Origin of the sequence: Synechococcus sp. PH41509 (assembly GCF_020514285.1) — a bacterium.
Lineage (GTDB): Bacteria > Cyanobacteriota > Cyanobacteriia > PCC-6307 > Cyanobiaceae > Parasynechococcus.
In genome coordinates, this window is the sequence record NZ_VTLD01000026.1 from 273188 (window position 1) to 288302 (window position 15115).

General features: G+C 61.8%; 18 protein-coding genes. 4 read left to right on the forward strand and 14 right to left on the reverse strand.

The features are described from left to right. Nucleotides 1-2: 2 nt before the first annotated feature. From leuB to hisA, 12 genes are all read right to left on the reverse strand, one after another. Nucleotides 3-1076, reverse strand: coding sequence for a 3-isopropylmalate dehydrogenase (leuB, locus tag FZZ88_RS11315; RefSeq protein ID WP_166017223.1), 1074 nt, complete (start codon nucleotides 1074-1076; stop codon nucleotides 3-5). Between the two features lie 32 nt (nucleotides 1077-1108). Next, nucleotides 1109-2152, reverse strand: a complete 1044-nt coding sequence (lpxD, locus tag FZZ88_RS11320) for a UDP-3-O-(3-hydroxymyristoyl)glucosamine N-acyltransferase (RefSeq protein WP_166017224.1) — start codon at nucleotides 2150-2152, stop codon at nucleotides 1109-1111. 35 nt (nucleotides 2153-2187) lie between these two features. Then, the gene (proB, locus tag FZZ88_RS11325; protein WP_230332879.1) at nucleotides 2188-3261 is read right to left on the reverse strand and encodes a glutamate 5-kinase; all 1074 of its coding nucleotides are present in this window, start codon (nucleotides 3259-3261) and stop codon (nucleotides 2188-2190) included. After that, nucleotides 3258-3779, reverse strand: a complete 522-nt coding sequence (locus tag FZZ88_RS11330; protein WP_166017226.1) for a YqeG family HAD IIIA-type phosphatase — start codon at nucleotides 3777-3779, stop codon at nucleotides 3258-3260. The genes proB and FZZ88_RS11330 overlap by 4 nt, the downstream gene beginning before the upstream one ends. Continuing rightward, nucleotides 3767-4321 (reverse strand): DUF3727 domain-containing protein, encoded by a 555-nt coding sequence (locus tag FZZ88_RS11335; protein ID WP_115025245.1) that lies wholly within the window; start codon nucleotides 4319-4321, stop codon nucleotides 3767-3769. The genes FZZ88_RS11330 and FZZ88_RS11335 overlap by 13 nt, the downstream gene beginning before the upstream one ends. 20 nt (nucleotides 4322-4341) lie before the next feature. Further along, nucleotides 4342-4818, reverse strand: a complete 477-nt coding sequence (ruvX, locus tag FZZ88_RS11340) for a Holliday junction resolvase RuvX (RefSeq protein ID WP_166017227.1) — start codon at nucleotides 4816-4818, stop codon at nucleotides 4342-4344. Next, a complete protein-coding gene (locus FZZ88_RS11345; RefSeq protein ID WP_166017228.1) occupies nucleotides 4818-5849 on the reverse strand; it encodes a hypothetical protein in 1032 nt (343 codons plus the stop codon). Before FZZ88_RS11345 ends, ruvX begins: the two co-directional genes overlap by 1 nt. A 38-nt stretch (nucleotides 5850-5887) precedes the next feature. After that, on the reverse strand, nucleotides 5888-7048 hold the full coding sequence (locus FZZ88_RS11350; RefSeq protein ID WP_166017229.1) for a F420-0:Gamma-glutamyl ligase: 1161 nt from the start codon (nucleotides 7046-7048) through the stop codon (nucleotides 5888-5890). 64 nt (nucleotides 7049-7112) lie between these two features. After that, entirely contained in the window at nucleotides 7113-7679 is a 567-nt protein-coding gene (locus FZZ88_RS11355) for a thylakoid membrane photosystem I accumulation factor (protein ID WP_166017230.1), read from the reverse strand. Between the two features lie 15 nt (nucleotides 7680-7694). After that, nucleotides 7695-9293 carry a DUF3685 domain-containing protein gene (locus tag FZZ88_RS11360; protein WP_166017372.1) on the reverse strand — a complete coding sequence of 533 codons (1599 nt, stop codon included), beginning with the start codon at nucleotides 9291-9293 and terminating at the stop codon, nucleotides 7695-7697. A 67-nt stretch (nucleotides 9294-9360) separates the two neighbouring features. Continuing rightward, the gene (locus FZZ88_RS11365; RefSeq protein ID WP_226408286.1) at nucleotides 9361-9729 is read right to left on the reverse strand and encodes a Fur family transcriptional regulator; all 369 of its coding nucleotides are present in this window, start codon (nucleotides 9727-9729) and stop codon (nucleotides 9361-9363) included. A gap of 128 nt (nucleotides 9730-9857) precedes the next feature. Then, a complete protein-coding gene (gene hisA, locus FZZ88_RS11370; RefSeq protein WP_166017231.1) occupies nucleotides 9858-10625 on the reverse strand; it encodes a 1-(5-phosphoribosyl)-5-[(5-phosphoribosylamino)methylideneamino]imidazole-4-carboxamide isomerase in 768 nt (255 codons plus the stop codon). A gap of 71 nt (nucleotides 10626-10696) precedes the next feature. Here hisA and FZZ88_RS11375 point away from each other — a divergent pair, with 71 nt between their 5' ends. After that, on the forward strand, nucleotides 10697-11617 hold the full coding sequence (locus tag FZZ88_RS11375; RefSeq protein ID WP_166017373.1) for an NAD-dependent epimerase/dehydratase family protein: 921 nt from the start codon (nucleotides 10697-10699) through the stop codon (nucleotides 11615-11617). Here FZZ88_RS11375 and FZZ88_RS11380 read toward each other — a convergent pair. Beyond that, complete coding sequence (locus FZZ88_RS11380; RefSeq protein ID WP_166017232.1) at nucleotides 11586-12122, reverse strand: CDP-alcohol phosphatidyltransferase family protein; 537 nt, start codon at nucleotides 12120-12122, stop codon at nucleotides 11586-11588. The genes FZZ88_RS11375 and FZZ88_RS11380 overlap by 32 nt on opposite strands. Nucleotides 12123-12153: 31 nt before the next feature. On the opposite strand from FZZ88_RS11380, the gene FZZ88_RS11385 reads away from it, so the two are divergent. After that, a complete protein-coding gene (locus tag FZZ88_RS11385) occupies nucleotides 12154-12627 on the forward strand; it encodes a CBS domain-containing protein (RefSeq protein ID WP_166017233.1) in 474 nt (157 codons plus the stop codon). A 1-nt stretch (nucleotide 12628) separates the two neighbouring features. On the opposite strand, the gene FZZ88_RS11390 is transcribed toward FZZ88_RS11385, so the two are convergent. Then, nucleotides 12629-13792, reverse strand: coding sequence for a hypothetical protein (locus FZZ88_RS11390; protein WP_166017234.1), 1164 nt, complete (start codon nucleotides 13790-13792; stop codon nucleotides 12629-12631). A gap of 85 nt (nucleotides 13793-13877) precedes the next feature. Between FZZ88_RS11390 and FZZ88_RS11395 the strand changes: the two genes are divergently transcribed. After that, the gene (locus tag FZZ88_RS11395; protein WP_166017235.1) at nucleotides 13878-14339 is read left to right on the forward strand and encodes a L,D-transpeptidase; all 462 of its coding nucleotides are present in this window, start codon (nucleotides 13878-13880) and stop codon (nucleotides 14337-14339) included. Nucleotides 14340-14371: 32 nt separating this feature from the next. Then, nucleotides 14372-14641, forward strand: coding sequence for a hypothetical protein (locus FZZ88_RS11400; RefSeq protein ID WP_166017236.1), 270 nt, complete (start codon nucleotides 14372-14374; stop codon nucleotides 14639-14641). The last annotated feature ends 474 nt before the right edge of the window (nucleotides 14642-15115 follow it).

A 15115-nucleotide genomic window follows, 5' to 3' on the forward strand; every position in this document is an offset into this window, starting at 1 on the left:
GTTCAAAGAGCTTTGAGCAATTCCTCACCCATGGCGCGACAACCCAGTTGTGTGCAGCCTTCTGCCATCAAATCACCGGTACGAAATCCGCCGGCCAGAACGGCATCAACAGCGGCTTCAAGATCATTGGCAGCTGCACTCTGCTTTAAACCAGTGCGCAGCATCATCGCCGCCGAGAGCACCATGGCCATCGGATTGGCCTTGTCCTGACCAGCGATATCCGGGGCCGAACCGTGCACAGGCTCAAACAGTCCAGGCCCTGCGCTGCCGAGGGAGGCCGAAGGCAGCATGCCGATCGAACCGGTGAGCATCGCCGCCTCGTCGCTGAGAATGTCGCCGAAGAGGTTTCCCGTGAGCAGCACATCGAACTGACGGGGATCACGCACTAACTGCATCGCTGCGTTGTCCACGTACATGTGGCTCACATCAACACTGGCGTAAGCGTGCGCCAGGGCATCCACACGATCACGCCAGAGCTGGCTCACGTCGAGAACGTTCGCCTTGTCCACCGAGCACAGTCGTCCACGCCGCTCCTGGGCGATCTCAAAGGCCACCTTTGCGATCCGATCCACTTCCGAGGCGGAATAGGTCATGGTGTTGAAGCCACGCTCCTCTCCCTCGGTCTCGATGCGTCCCTTGGGCTGACCGAAGTAAATGCCACCGGTGAGTTCACGCACCACCATCAGATCCACACCCTCAATCACCTCCCGCTTGAGGCTGCTGGCATCAATGAGGGCCGGAACAATTTTGACCGGGCGAAGATTGGCGAACAGCTCCATGCCGGATCGCAAACCGAGCAGACCGGTTTCCGGACGCTTTTCGCGGGGAAGACTGTCGAAACGAGGGCTGCCGATGGCTGCCAGCAAGACAGCATCCGCTGACCGGCAGGCGTCCAGGGTGCTGGCGGGAAGTGGCTCACCGGTGGCATCAATGGCGCTGCCGCCGATGGGCTGTTCCTCGAAGCTCAGCGCAAAGCCATGGCGCTCACTGACGACCTCCAGCAGCTGTCGGGCGACAGCTGTGATCTCCGGGCCGATCCCATCACCTGGCAGAAGAACAACGCGGTGCTGAGCCATGACGGTGCTGTGCGGCAGGTCGACCGCTGAGGTTACTGAGGGGAGTCGCGTTTGAGCTCGCGCAAGGTCTTCGCCATCTCCGGCAGCTTGCTGAAGGCGGCAGAGCAACGCAACCAGAGACGATTCGGAATCGCGGGGTAACCGCTCACCACCTCACCGGGGGCCACCTCACCGTGAATGCCGCTCTTGGAGCTGGCAATGGCACGGTCGCCCACCACGGCTCGATTGGCAACACCCACCTGACCCGCCAGGATCACCCCCTGACCGATCCGGGCTCCTCCAGCAATTCCAACCTGGGATGCGAAGGCACAGCCAGGGCCTGTCGTCACGCCATGGCCGATCTGGACGAGGTTGTCGATCTTGGTGCCGGCACCAATCCGGGTCTCCCCCACCGACGGACGGTCGATGGTGCTCCCACAACCCACCTCAACGCCATCCTCGAGAACCACCTGACCGGTCTGCGGCATTTTTCGCCATCCCTTCGCCGTCGGCACGAAGCCGAACCCCTCGGAGCCGACAACCGCGTTGGAATTCACCACGCAACGCTTTCCGAGACGACTTCCAGGGTGCAGCACCGCATTGGCGTGCAGCTCACAGCCATCACCAACCACCACATCGTCGTAGATCACAACCCCGGGATGAAGGACGCAATCAGAGCCGACTCGACTCCCCTCGCCGATACACACCCGCGGGGCCACCGCCGAGCCGGGCCCCACCACTGCCCGTTCATCAATGACCGCCGAGGGATGAATTTCCGCCAACGGCCGGCGACGGGGATGCAACTGGTCGAGGGCTTCAGCAAAGGCCAGACGGGGGTCAGCGAAGACGGCAAAGGCAATGCCACGCTCAGAAGCAAGATCAATCAGGTCCTGTTGATCAGGCAGCAAAAGAGCGCCCGCTCCACTGGCGCCAAGCGCAGCAGTTAAGGCGTTGCCCTTCTCCAGGAAGCTGAGTTGCGAGGACGAGGCCTGGTCGAGCGAAGCGGCACCCTCCAGCCATGGATCCAACCCGTGCTGGCTCCAGCGCAAGCCTGCATCGCCGGTCTGCAGAACCTTGATCAGGGTGCTGAAACGCATGGCCGCCACGACAGTCGCGCGGATCGTAGTCGTGGTTAACGACTGCGCAGCACCAGAGCATCGCGATGCACCACCACCGGGGAAGCCTCACCAGGAGATACGGCGTTCATGGCGGCCCGCAGCTGGTCGCTGTCCATCGAGCAAAGGCCACGGCCCAAGTCCACACCGTTGGGGTCAAGCAACTGAACAGGCTGATTGGCAGCGAAGTCGCCCCGCACCGCCGTCACACCCACGAGCAGGAGGGACGCGCCACGGTGCTTTAGCGCATCACAGGCCCCAGCATCCAGCTGCAGTTCACCCTCAGGCCGGAGCACGTGGGCCAGCCAACTGCGTCGATTGCCGAGGGGTTCGGGGTGGGGATGGAACACCGTTCCACCTCGTTCCCCCTGCAGCAAGGCCTCCAAGCGGGAGGGATTGCGGCCATCGGCGAGCTGCACCGTGATGCCACTGGCGGTGGCGATTCGGGCTGCCGCCAGCTTCGTGGTCATGCCCCCGGTGCCCCAGCGCCCCCCGTCGCCGGCCCCCCGTTCCAACGAATCCAGCTCCCGAGGGTGGCGAACATCCGAGATCGGCTCGGCGTCGGCATCGACCCGGGGATCCGATGAGTACAGCCGATCAACATCCGTCAGCAAGATCAGTTGCTGCGCTTCAACGGCTGCGGCGACCAGGGCCGACAAGGTGTCGTTATCGCCGAAACGCAACTCCGCCGTCGACAAGGCATCGTTCTCGTTGATCACCGGCAGAACCCCCCAGCTCAGCAACTGCCTCAAGGTGCCTGAAGCATTCTGATAACGACGTCGATCCGCCAGATCAGAGCGGGTCAGCAGCACCTGCGCCACCGAACGACCATGACGGGCCATGGCGCGTTCATAGAGAGCCATCAGCGCGCCCTGGCCGATGGCCGCAGCCGCCTGCAGGGCGACAACCGTGTCCGGTCGGCTGGACATGGCCAGCTTCTGACATCCCAGCCCGACGGCACCACTGGTGACCAGCACCACTTGATCCCCACGGGCCATGGCCGCTGCGAAGCAACGGGCGTAGCCCTCAATGGTTGCGGCAGTCTCACCCCTCAGGAGGCTGGTGCCGATTTTCACGACCCACAGGGTCATGCTGAAGGCGCCCCCATCCAACGCGCCAAGGCGCGTTCAAGCCGCTGTACACGGTCATGGCGACAGGGCTTGCCGTCATCCCGAACGGGTCGGACCAACACCGTGTAGAGCCCCATGCGGTTGCCGCAGAGCACATCTGTGAACAGGCGGTCACCGATCATTGCGATCGCGGTCGGTGGCACCGCGAGATCGCGAACAACGAAGCGCAGTGCTCCACGGCGCGGCTTTCCAGCCCCGGAGGTGAAGCTGACCCCCAGCTGATCGGCCACTGCGGCGATCCGATCGCGGGAGGGGTTGTTACTGAACAGGTGCAATTGCATGCGGCGGCCTGCATCGACCAACCAGTCGTGTACCGGGCCCGGGAGATTCACATCACGACCGGGCAGAAGGGTGCGATCGACGTCAATAACCGCGGCCCGCAGACCATGGGCAGTGAGGTGGGGCAGCGAGAGCTGGGCAATGGTGAGCCGTGGATCCCAATCAGGAGTCAACCAGTGCTGTCCCGTTAATCCGGCCATTCACGCTCCTCCAGTTCGGCCTCAATCAAAGGTTGAACACGATCCAGCTCATCGTCGCTCAGCAGCACCGCCTGGCCGTCCACCATCCGCACCAGAACGAGGAACGGGTCGAGCGGAATGTAGAGGCCGTATTCCTCCGCTTCGACCATGAAGCTCACCAACAGCTCAAAGGTCTCGGCGTCCTCGTCAACGTCGTCGTCCTCTTCCAGCTCATCGAGATCATCTTGATCCGGCTCATCCAATTCACCACTCACCGTGAGGGTGATCGCCGATCGCACCAAGACCAGGTCGTGCTCCTGGAGCACCACATCAGCCACCGAAAGAATCGGCTCACTGCTGGCGACTTCCGTGATCGGAACCGGCTCAGCATCGTCATTGAGCCGAAACAGGGAAACCGGCGTGTCAACCGGTGACAGCAAGGCGTAATCCTGCCCCTCGAGGGGAATCAGATGTTCCAGGAAACACAGCAGGTCATGGCCCTCGCGATCGCGGACCAGCAGGGTGGGGTGATCGCTGCTCTTTCCGGGTCCCGACTCAGACATCGACGCGACTCTGACTGGGCTCAGGATCCACCATCGGCCGCCCCGGCGCCCGACCTTGAAGCACTCTGTTGGGACGGTTTGAGCTCCGGACCCTCCGCCAGCCATTGCTCCAGCAGCAGGGCAGCGGCAGCACTGTCCAGACGTCCGCTGCGGTCCCCCGTCAGCCCGAATTGTTCCCCGGCTGCCCAGGTGCTGCTGTGCTCATTCACCCAAGCCAGGGGCAGGTCGAGGGCAATGGCCAGTCGGAGGCCGTAGCGCCGACAGTGTTCCGCCTGGGCCGTGGGCTGGCCCGCAGCATCCAGGGGCAATCCGACCACGAGACCCTGCACCGAACGTTGACGGCAATGGGCACGCAGAACGATCAGATCGGCATCAAACCGACCTCGACGCAGGGCAGCGAGGGGCGTCACGCTGATGCCGAGAGCATCGCAACCGGCCAGACCGATGCGCCGCCGGCCCACATCCAGACTGAGGATCGAACAGGGTCGCGGCCGCATCAACGCCGATCGCCAAGGCTTGGTGTGGGAAGGGGTGTGCCCTGGGGCCGCAGACGACCCAGCACCTGATCCAGCGATCGCGTCAGCTGCAGGTTGCGCTGGGGTGACTGACGACGCCACATGCTGCGTCCCAGCAACAGCTGCTCATCACCGCGGGGCCAACCCTCTGTCTCCAGAATCTTGCTGAGGGGTGCATCGTCAAAAGCCGTGAGCAGCCCGCTGGGGCGACCGCGTTGAAGGATCCCGTTCAAGACGCTGGGAAGGGCCTGATCCAGCCGTGGATCCCAGGCCATGTCCCGCATCAGCTCCACAAGACCGGCCTCTCCTGCATCGGGGAGTCGAATGCAGCCCGCCAGAACAGCGTCTCCCGCCATAAGCACGCCGCACCCTGGCCCATGCCGATCCAACAGATCTAGCCAATGACGGTCTGTGATCTGTCGGAGATGGCTGTAGCTGCCGCCCTGCTCGATGGGCCAAAGCAACTGGGCTGTGCGACGGTTGAGAGCTGCCCAGCGCAGACCCGCGGGCAACTGATCGGTGCTCTTCCGTTCAGCATCTGTGCTCGGTGGATGCCAGCACTGGTAGGGGCGAAGCGGTTGAAAGCCGAGTTCCCGCAACAGAGCTATGGCCTCGGCATCCGTTGCAGGGCAACGGATCACCCAACTGCAGATCTGGGCCGTCCAGGAGTGCAGGGCCTGCTGAAGCAGGGCCTGCTGAACCATCCGATGACTGTGAACATCAACCGGGCCAAGCAGCTCCGGCAATTGGAGGATCCAGCAGCTGCCACGACGGTTGAACGGCCGGGCAACAACGCTGGCCACTGGGCGGTCACCATCGAGGGCCAGCAAGCAACGCGGCGAGCGACTGGGGAGCAGATCAGGGAAGCGCTGCTCCACTGAAGAGAGCCATTCACCGATCAAAAAGCCCTGAAAACGCGACAGCTGATCAACCGGCGCATCTTGAACCCACCGCGCCAGATGGGCCGGATTAAGAGGCTCAATGCGAATTGAGGTTGTCTTGGGCTCTGTCACCGGACACCCTCCAACCCCAACTGATCACAATGTATCGCTCATTCCAGCCCTGGCCGCACCAACACCAGTGGGGTGCGCTCATTGGCATTTCCAGCGGGGTTGGGACGCAGGGCCCTCCCCAGCAATCCCTCGTCACAACCGGGACTGGAGGCCAGAACCTTCACGCGGCCGAGGTCGTTGACGTCCACGATGGCGACGTCAACACCGAGTTCGGCAGAGGCATCACGACAGAACTGCTCGGCACGGGATGGACCGAGAACAATGGTTTGGTCATAAGGGGGCGTGGTTCCTGTGATGTCATCAATCAAACGGGCCTGATCACCAGCAAGGCGATAGAACCCTCCGGAAATACCAACCAGCTTCATCAACAGCCCCCCCAGCAAGGCAGCAAGAACCCGGGTCGGCCCCACCAGATCGATCAACGTCTGCATCCCGCAAGCTGTCGCCAGGCTGCTGGTGGGGTGGAACACCCGGCAAGCCAGACGCGCGACCATTCCAGGCTCGACTTCACTGGGGTGGCGGTATCGCCCCTGGATCACCGCAACGGGGGTCTCCCCGATAGTGAGGATGTCACCGGGCTGAATCAGGTCAGCGGCATAGGTGCGCAAGACCGCAATGGCATCATCCAGCGGACCGAGCAAGTGGGTTCGAAGCGGCAGTACACGGCACCCGTCTCCTTCTCTGAAGCGGGCTTGATCGGGCTGCAGTGGTTCAGGACGCCGAAGTGGAACCAGCACACCCTGACGGCGCTGCAACCGACCAAATGGTCCGTAATTCAGCCAGTGAGCATCAACCCAGAGGCTGTCGACCCGAGCGGAGGGAGAAGGACCGGTGATCTCGATCGAGACCTTGGCGCGTGTGCTCTTACGGCCCTTGACGATGTAAGCCGGCCAGTAGCCATCTTCCCTGGTTTCCTCATCGGGATGGTCAGCAATGATCCGCGTTTTGACCTCCAGACCGGCGGGGTCTGACGAGCCCAGAAGCACGGGTTCGACCCGCAGTTCCGGCACAAAAACCTCCATCCGTGGATGGGGGTTGCTGATCTCCAGCACACCTTCAACGCGGAGACGGCCGCCCAGTTCGTCCACGCGCCAGTCCAGGGGAGTCATCCGCAACGGAGACGCTGGCCGGAGACGATGACGGAGCTCAAGCCAGGCCACACCAAGTCCAAGGCCAAGCGGAGCAAACAGCAGCGACACAGTGGATCCGGCTCAACGACCGGGACAATTGGGCGGCAGCGTAGGCGGCGTGGCTGTGGGAGTCTCAGTTCGCCGTGACTTCGATGTTCACTTCGTTGAAACTGCCTTCCTGATCAATTCGGCCCAAATCAGGAGCCGGAAGTCCGGTGGATGCGCTGATGGCTTTATTGATCACCCCCAGAGGGACCTGGCCGTTCTGATCGAAGACAACCCGGCCATCCGTGCCAATCACGACCACTTGAGGAATAGCTCCGGACCAGTAGGTGGCGGGGTCACCCGCCCCAAGCGCTTCTCGTCCCTGAAGCGGGTCGGTTGGGAGAGGCAGCAAATCGATGTTGCGTCCCCAAAGCCGTTGCAGCTCCGACACCACCGGGGCGAAGCGTTTGCTGACGGCGCTGTCGTCGAGGTAATAAACAATCACAGCTGTCCGTCCCTCCGCGAGGGAGTCCTCCAGGGTGTTGGGAGGAGGAACCAAAGAGCCGTTGCCGGCATAAAGGGCATAGATGTTGCCGTCGTAGCTGTCGCTGTTCAACAGAGCGGACGCTGGGGCGACATGGAGCAGCAGCGCGATCGACACGGTGATCAGACAGCGCACCAAAGCAAGCATCAAGCCGAAGCAGCGGATCGCCATTGTGGACCCGGAGCCCTAACTGCGGCCGAGGCTGCGACCCATTCCCTGGGCAATGCCACGCCCAACAAGTCCGATGGCCCGGCCCAGCACCTGGGTTAGAAGGATCACGGCAAGATCGCCAATTCGACGCACCACGGCCTGCACCTGCGGTGCGAGGGCATCCCTGGCCTCCAACAGCAACGCCACCTGTCGCTGCCACCAACCGAGCTGATTCAACTCGTTGTCACGGGGCTCCATCAGCAGCAGCGGTTCGATGCGACCAGCCCGAAGCTGAAACAAGGTGCGCTGACTCTCATAAAGCTGGATCGGGCGCTCGACCCAGTCGGCCCAACGCAGCTGGGTGTTCAAGCGATTTCTGAGGCGATCGAGTTCTCGAGTCGCCAGGAGCGGATCGCGCAGGAGATAACGACGCAGCTCAGGCCAGTCACCACAAGCATCGAGGAGTTCTGCCCCAATCAGTTCAGCCGTTCTGACCAGCCAATTGCTAACCAGCGTTTCGAGCTGCAGGAATGCCCTGGGGTCATCCGCCGGCAGCAGCAACCCATTCACCAGCATCGGTTGATCTGCCACCAGCGGAGCCAGCATCCCCGTTGGATCCGGCATCTCTCCATCCACCCCGGTGAGATCAGCACGGCTTAGCAGTGACGCCACGACCGGTTGCAGCTCCCCATTGCAGGGGATCTGGACATAGCTGCCTGCCAGGGCGGTGAGCGCTTGCTGGCGTAACTCCGGCTGCAGGGCATTCCAGGCCTGCGCCATCGCCGTACCGTCCTGGCGGGTGCGCAGACGCTGTAAAACCTGATCGAGCTGTTGCAGCAAGGCCAACAGCAACTCCCGGCGCCGCTCCGGGTGCAATCCCTCAATCGCTAGAAGACGACCGGTGGAATTGGTCAGTCCAGCCTGAACCGAGCCATCAATGCGATCGCGGATGGCATCCCAGACAGCAACGGCATTGCGTTCTCTGAGACTGATCGCCGTGGTCGTCGGTGATCCAGGGGAAGATGACGCAGTTGAGGTCAGGGGTTCTGCATCCTCGAGACCGAGCTGGAGTGGCCCCCAGAGCCAGAGCAGCAGCCCTTTGGCGAACTGAAGTTCGCGACGACGACCCGTCAGCAGCGCGAAGAGCAACGCCTGCTGCGGAGGCGGATTCAGCATGGCTTCCACCAACTCGAGCTCGCGGCTCACCTGCTGCAACCCACTCACCAACAGCCACTGCCCAAGGCCCATGGTCTGGTCTTGGCGCCTCCCCTCCGAAGGTGCCTCAAGACGAATATCCCGCCCCCCCTGCAGCAGGATTTCAATCGAGTTCTGCAGGCTCTGCGAATCAGCATTTTGAAGCAAGCCAGCCGCTGGCAGACCCAGCAGCTGCTCCCGCGACAACCGGATCTCGCTAGGCAACAGCAGCAGAACCGGGGCCGGTTGCCAGCGCTCCTGCAATGCGAACAGCTCCTGTTGAATCGCCGCCAACGAGGCCACGCGGTCGATCGACCAAATCACCAAGACCGGAGCACCCGTCAGTCGCTCTGGGCGAAGAACAACCTCCCAATCGTCATGGGCGGACGTGAGTTTTAGCGCCAGCGACTCTCCGAGCAGATCCGGAGCGAGCAGCAACATCCGCACCGGTGAAGGAGAGGCCAAGCGCTGAACCCAAGCAGTTGGGCTCAAGGTAACGAGCTTCTGCTCAATCCTCCAGTGCGCGCCTGCCGTTCAATTGCAGCGTGTACGACTCGATATGAAAGCCGGTGCGCTGTTCGATCTGACGCAACAAATCTGGCGGAAGAACGACATCGATATCTTCGATCGAACCGCTGTCCAAACAGGTGAGATGGCTGTGGGGATCGCTCCTGTAGCCGTACAAGCGACCACTCGCACGATCCAGGCACTCGATCACGCCTGCCGACTGCAGGGCTTCGAGGTTCTGATACACCGAGGTATGGCCGATGCTGCGGCCCCTCAGATTCAGTTGTTCAAAAATATCTCGAGCACTGAGGTGGCTTTTTTCACTCCAGAGCAGGTCCAGCACCATGCGTCTTTGACGGCTGAGGCGCATTCCCAGCCGTCGGCATTGCTCAAACACCTGCTGCAAGCTGCCCGGAGGAGACAGAGTGCTGGTCTGAGTGGCGGCTGCTCTTACCACAAAAGGTGCCTGCTCCATCAACCATAAGGCCCAAGACCAGGTCAGGCGATGTCTGCAGCCACTGCGGTGACGTCCTGAAGCCTGGCAGCACCGATCGCGGCGATGGCCTCGCCTAGGGCGACACGGCCGTCATACAAAGCTCGCCCAACGATTACCCCTGAAACACCGAGGGGCTCGAGCGGCAAGAGCGCCAGGAGGTCAGCCATGCAACCGATGCCACCCGAGGCGATCACAGGAACAGCGCTGCATTGCGCCATGGTTCTCAAGGCATCCAGGTTGGGGCCGGCGAGAGTTCCATCGGTAGCGATGTCGGTGGTGATGATCGCAGCAATGCCGGCAGCACTGAACTGTTGGGCCAGATCGGTGGCCAGAACATCGCTCTGCTCGATCCATCCCCGGGTCGCCACCCGGCCGTCGTTGGCATCGATGCCGACCACGATGCGGCCGGGATGGCGTTGGGCCAACTCATGGACCAACTCCGGCTGTTCGATAGCCACCGTGCCGAGGATCACCCGGTCCAGGCCACAGGCGATTAACTCTTCGGCGCGTTCGAGTGAGCGCACGCCACCACCGAGCTGAACAGGAATGTCGAGGGCAGCGGTGATGGCCCGCACCGCTGCGTCATTGATCGGCTCACCCCGTTTGGCGCCATCGAGATCCACCAGGTGCAGCCGTGTCGCCCCCTGGCTCTGCCAGCTGAGGGCCTGAGCGACGGGATCCTCACTGAAGCGCGTCACTTGGTCGTAATCCCCTTGGTGAAGCCGGACGCAGGCTCCATCGAGCAAATCAATGGCGGGGATGATCTCCATCGGGGTCGGACCAGAGACCCACCATCCTGCAGCGCCACGCTTCAATGGCTGCGCTTTTCGGGCCCAAGTGCATGAAGATCCTGGTGATGGGGGGAACCCGCTTCGTGGGCCGGCCCCTGGTAGCCCGCCTGCAGGCCCAGGGCCATGCACTCACCCTGTTCACCCGCGGCAAGAACCCTGTCCCCGCCGGGGTGGAACACCTCTGCGGTGATCGAAGCAGCGATGAAGGACTAAGCGCGCTTCAGGGCCGCAGCTTCGATGTGATCGTCGACAGTTCCGGCCGCAAGCAAGTAGACAGCAGGCGGGTTGTGGACATCACCGGGGCCCCAAGCCATCGCTTCGTTTACGTGAGTTCGGCCGGGGTCTATGCCGACTCCGATCAGTGGCCCTTGGATGAGTCCAGCCCCACCGACCCGCAGAGCCGTCATGCCGGCAAGGCCGACACCGAAGCCTGGCTGCGGCGTGAAGGCATTGCCTTCACCAGTTTCCGGCCGACCTACATCTACGGCCCTGGCAACTACAACCCCGTCGAACGCTGGTTCTTCAACCGCGTCGTTCAGAACCGACCGATTCCGCTCCCCGGCGACGGCAGCACCATCACCCAACTGGGCCATGTGGAGGATCTGGCTGAGGCGATGGCCCGTTGCATCGAGGTGGATGCTGCAGCCAACCGCATCTACAACTGCTCCGGGAAACAGGGCATCACCTTCCGGGGCCTGATTCGCGCAGCAGCGGTGGCTTGCGGTCGCGATCCCGACGGCCTCGATCTGCGCAGTTTCAATCCCAGCGAGCTCGACCCCAAGGCCCGAAAGGCCTTCCCTTTACGGCTCAATCACTTCCTCACCGACATCACTCGGGTCGAACGCGAACTGGCCTGGCAACCAAGCTTTGACCTGGCCAAGGGCCTGGCCGACAGCTACACCAATGACTACGCCCTGAACCCAACCGCTGAGCCGGACTTCAGTTCTGACGTGGCGCTGATCGGGGAGTGATGTAAGCGAGAGCTGAACTCAGAGCCAGGGCGAGGGATGGCCAGAACAGGCACCAGCCCAGGCTCGGCAGCCCGGGAGAACCGATCCAGCCGGAGGGCCAGAGCATCAACAACAAGCTGACGAACTGAAGAATCGTCTTGGCTTTTCCCGACAACGATGCAGGCGCCCCATCACTGGCCTGGGCTCGCCATCCCGAGATCAGTAATTCACGGGCAAGCAGCAACCAGACGGCCCAGAGCGGGAGCAAAGCGGACGACGCCAACCAGAGCAACGGAGCCGCGATCAGCACTTTGTCCGTCAGGGGGTCCAGACGCGCTCCCCAGCTGCTTCCACCCCCAGCCCGGCGCGCGAGCCAGCCGTCGGCCGCATCACTGAGACCCGCCAGCAGCAGCAACCACCAGGCCCAGCTCTGCCAGCCCAGCTGCAACGCGATAACGAGAGGTAGACCGGCAACCGCTCGCGCCACGGTGAGTCCGTTGGCGATCGAACGCAAAGGCAGAGACAACGCTCAGAATGCGGATAGCTCAACTCCGATCATGGTCCTGCAGCTCACGGTGGCTGATGTGATGACGCAGCCCGTTCTGACTGTCACGCCCGAGACCCCATTGCAGCAGGCCGTCCAGATGATCAGTGACCACCACGTCAGCGGCTTGCCGGTGGTGGATACAGAAGGGCGTCTGATCGGCGAACTGACGGAGCAGGATCTGATGGTGCGGGAGAGCGGCGTAGATGCCGGCCCCTACGTGATGCTGCTGGACAGCGTGATTTACCTGCGCAATCCCCTGAGTTGGGACAAGCAAGTGCACCAGGTGCTCGGCACCAGCGTGAGCGATCTCATGCGCAAGGACTCCCATCACTGTGGGACCGACCTACCGCTTCCTAGGGCAGCATCCCAGCTCCATGAGCGGGGAACGCAACGCCTGTTCGTCCTGGACGGCAACCAACGTCCCGTCGGCGTGATCACCCGTGGCGATGTGGTGCGTGCCCTCGCCTCCCATAACGACGGCTGATTCAGAGGGCCGGACGAATACCGATCGCAATGGGTTGAATCGAACGGAAACTGACGAAGTCACCCACCTTGAGCTGTGCCAGCGGATCAACGTTGAGCCCATTGCGAACATCAAGGTTGTGGACCCCTCCGAAAGGCCCCCGAAGGCTGAGTTCGTGGTCTTGTTCGGAGATTTTCACCACTTCAGCGGTGCCTGTGGCCATCGCCACCCGAGCCCCTTTGCGCACTTCACCGAAATCCTCAGACAAGATCACGTCTTGGCGCGTGAAGGTGAGGGTGTTCACAGAGCTTTTGCGCAGATCCACCACCAGCCCGTCGAGGATGTCGATGATGACCTCATCACCGTTGTTGAGACCGGCTGTTTTGAGCTCGCCGCCCATGGTGATCAAGAGGTTGTGGCCGTAGGGGCTCTGCACTTCCATCACTTGCTGGGCAGGCTTGAACTGCAGCAGCGTCCCCTTCACCTGCGAGAGCTCAAAAGCCTCCAGCAGCTCGCCCTTCAAGCTGGTGGTGCGAGCAGGAACGGCACTCAACAAGGGTTGCTTCTGTGACGACCCTGCCTTTTGAGCGGGTGCAGAGACCCGGTCAATGCCCACGGCCACGGGCTGAATCAAGCGGAAATCGACCAGATCGCCTGCCCTAAGCGCAGGGAAGAGATCACTGCCACTGGGCATCACAACATCCAGATTGTGGATGCCTCCGAGCGGACCCATCAGGCTGAGGCTGCGGTCGGTCGTCGACACCTTCAACACCCTGGCTGTACCTGAAGCCAGGGCCACCCGCATGCCTTTCTTCAAGGGACCCATATCCATTGGCATATAAATGTCTTCACGATCGAAGCTCAGCGTTGTTTCTTTGCTGCGCTCAAGATCAACCACCAGGCCGTCCAAGAGGGAGACATCCACGCGATCTCCCTTGCGCAGGCGGAGCGGCGCCATGTCGATTCCGACCGTGACGATTTCCTTATGACCTTCTGGATCGATCACCTCGATCACCTTCTGCTTCGGCAGAACGGCATTGACCACTCCACGCAGATGGGTGACTTCAAAACCGGCCAGCTGCTCGGGCGTGAATCCAGCCTTGGAAGGCATGTTGAACGCCAGGGCAGACACAACAGCAGCAGCCCCAGCGGCCAAGACACGGCTGATTGCGGAGCAGCGGGTCATCGTTCAGGCACGGGCAAAGCGACGGGAGGACGCTAGCCCCTTTCGTATAGGTCAAAATGCCTGCGGTCGCCTGTTGCGCAAACCGATGCAGCTTCGTTCACTCCTCCTGACGGCGGCGTTGGGCCTTGGCGCGATGGCCGCGGTTCCTGCGCAAGCCGAAACCTCCATCCAGATCAGCCTCAAAGACCGATATCTCACCCTTCTCGACGACGGCAAGGTGATCGCCAAGTACCCCGTGGCGATCGGCGCGCCGGAATCACCGACTCCAGCGGGAAGCTATTCAGTGACCAAAATGGACCCGCAGCCGGTTTATCACAAGAAAGGCAAGGTCATTGCTCCCGGTCCGAAGAACCCCGTGGGAGTGCGCTACGTGGCTTACGTGCAGATCGGGACAGGTGAATACGCCATCCACGGCACCGCTTGGCCCAACTGGGTGAAATTAAGAGCCGCAGTCAGCCTTGGCTGCATCCGCATGCTGAACACCGACGTGATTCAGGTGTACAACCGCATCAAGGTGGGCACACCGGTGGTCGTCACCAGCAACTGACCCCCCTCCCCTTCATTTGCCTTTCAAGTCTGATGCTGCGCTTCCTATTGATTGTTTGTGTGGTTGCGGTTGTTCCCCTTCACGGGCATGCCAACCCGACGGAGGAGACCAAAGAAAATGACTTCCTTGACCTTGTGGATGGCGACGGAAACGTCCTGATCCAGGCCCGAGGTGTTGATGCTGTCAACGCCGAAGCACTGTCCCAAGGCCTGATGTTTCCTGCCCTGGGGTACTGGTCTCCGGAGGGTCACTGCTTTGTGAAACCCGCCCCAGGAGATTGCAACGGCGTTTTCAAGCGCTGATCGGTTTTGATGATTGAAGAGGCCAAATAAAGGGCAGAAACGAATTCAGCCAGTCCAGCAAAAGCTTCGTTACCGCTAGTTCTCCTCGGTCTCGCATGGCGCCAGACAGCTGCCGCTTGAAGATGTCAGGGTCATGAGCCAGAAGCACTGAGACGATTTCTCCTCGCAGGAACAGGGCGATACGTGTGCTTAAGGCACGGGTCAGGAGTGTCTGACTGAAGCACTCCACTCATTGCTCATGCAATAAAAAACCCAGGCGTTGAGCGATTGCCTGGGTTATGGCATTCATAACTCTGCAGTCATACGCAGGGTTATCAACGTTGGGCTGAAGCTGGCCTGAGAGCTGCCCGTGTCGTGTCTTCCAGTGAGGACTTACTGACCCGGCAGCCCACAACCGCCAAGCGCTGCCAGCTTGGTAGCTCACTTCAATGCCGGCCTTCGCTTCTTCAGCGGAGGTTTTTTATTGGAAGACCG

What these genes read in the sequence shown, in the direction of transcription:
- FZZ88_RS11390 (WP_166017234.1), bottom strand. Translation starts at nt 13,792, where the DNA reads ATGACCCGCTGCTCCGCAATCAGCCGTGTCTTGGCCGCTGGGGCTGCT.
- FZZ88_RS11400 (WP_166017236.1), top strand. Translation starts at nt 14,372, where the DNA reads ATGCTGCGCTTCCTATTGATTGTTTGTGTGGTTGCGGTTGTTCCCCTT.
- proB (WP_230332879.1), bottom strand. Translation starts at nt 3,261, where the DNA reads ATGACCCTGTGGGTCGTGAAAATCGGCACCAGCCTCCTGAGGGGTGAG.
- FZZ88_RS11330 (WP_166017226.1), bottom strand. Translation starts at nt 3,779, where the DNA reads ATGGCCGGATTAACGGGACAGCACTGGTTGACTCCTGATTGGGATCCA.
- FZZ88_RS11360 (WP_166017372.1), bottom strand. Translation starts at nt 9,293, where the DNA reads ATGTTGCTGCTCGCTCCGGATCTGCTCGGAGAGTCGCTGGCGCTAAAA.
- leuB (WP_166017223.1), bottom strand. Translation starts at nt 1,076, where the DNA reads ATGGCTCAGCACCGCGTTGTTCTTCTGCCAGGTGATGGGATCGGCCCG.
- ruvX (WP_166017227.1), bottom strand. Translation starts at nt 4,818, where the DNA reads ATGCGGCCGCGACCCTGTTCGATCCTCAGTCTGGATGTGGGCCGGCGG.
- FZZ88_RS11365 (WP_226408286.1), bottom strand. Translation starts at nt 9,729, where the DNA reads ATGCGCCTCAGCCGTCAAAGACGCATGGTGCTGGACCTGCTCTGGAGT.
- FZZ88_RS11355 (WP_166017230.1), bottom strand. Translation starts at nt 7,679, where the DNA reads ATGGCGATCCGCTGCTTCGGCTTGATGCTTGCTTTGGTGCGCTGTCTG.
- FZZ88_RS11385 (WP_166017233.1), top strand. Translation starts at nt 12,154, where the DNA reads ATGGTCCTGCAGCTCACGGTGGCTGATGTGATGACGCAGCCCGTTCTG.
- hisA (WP_166017231.1), bottom strand. Translation starts at nt 10,625, where the DNA reads ATGGAGATCATCCCCGCCATTGATTTGCTCGATGGAGCCTGCGTCCGG.
- FZZ88_RS11395 (WP_166017235.1), top strand. Translation starts at nt 13,878, where the DNA reads ATGCAGCTTCGTTCACTCCTCCTGACGGCGGCGTTGGGCCTTGGCGCG.
- FZZ88_RS11375 (WP_166017373.1), top strand. Translation starts at nt 10,697, where the DNA reads ATGAAGATCCTGGTGATGGGGGGAACCCGCTTCGTGGGCCGGCCCCTG.
- lpxD (WP_166017224.1), bottom strand. Translation starts at nt 2,152, where the DNA reads ATGCGTTTCAGCACCCTGATCAAGGTTCTGCAGACCGGCGATGCAGGC.
- FZZ88_RS11335 (WP_115025245.1), bottom strand. Translation starts at nt 4,321, where the DNA reads ATGTCTGAGTCGGGACCCGGAAAGAGCAGCGATCACCCCACCCTGCTG.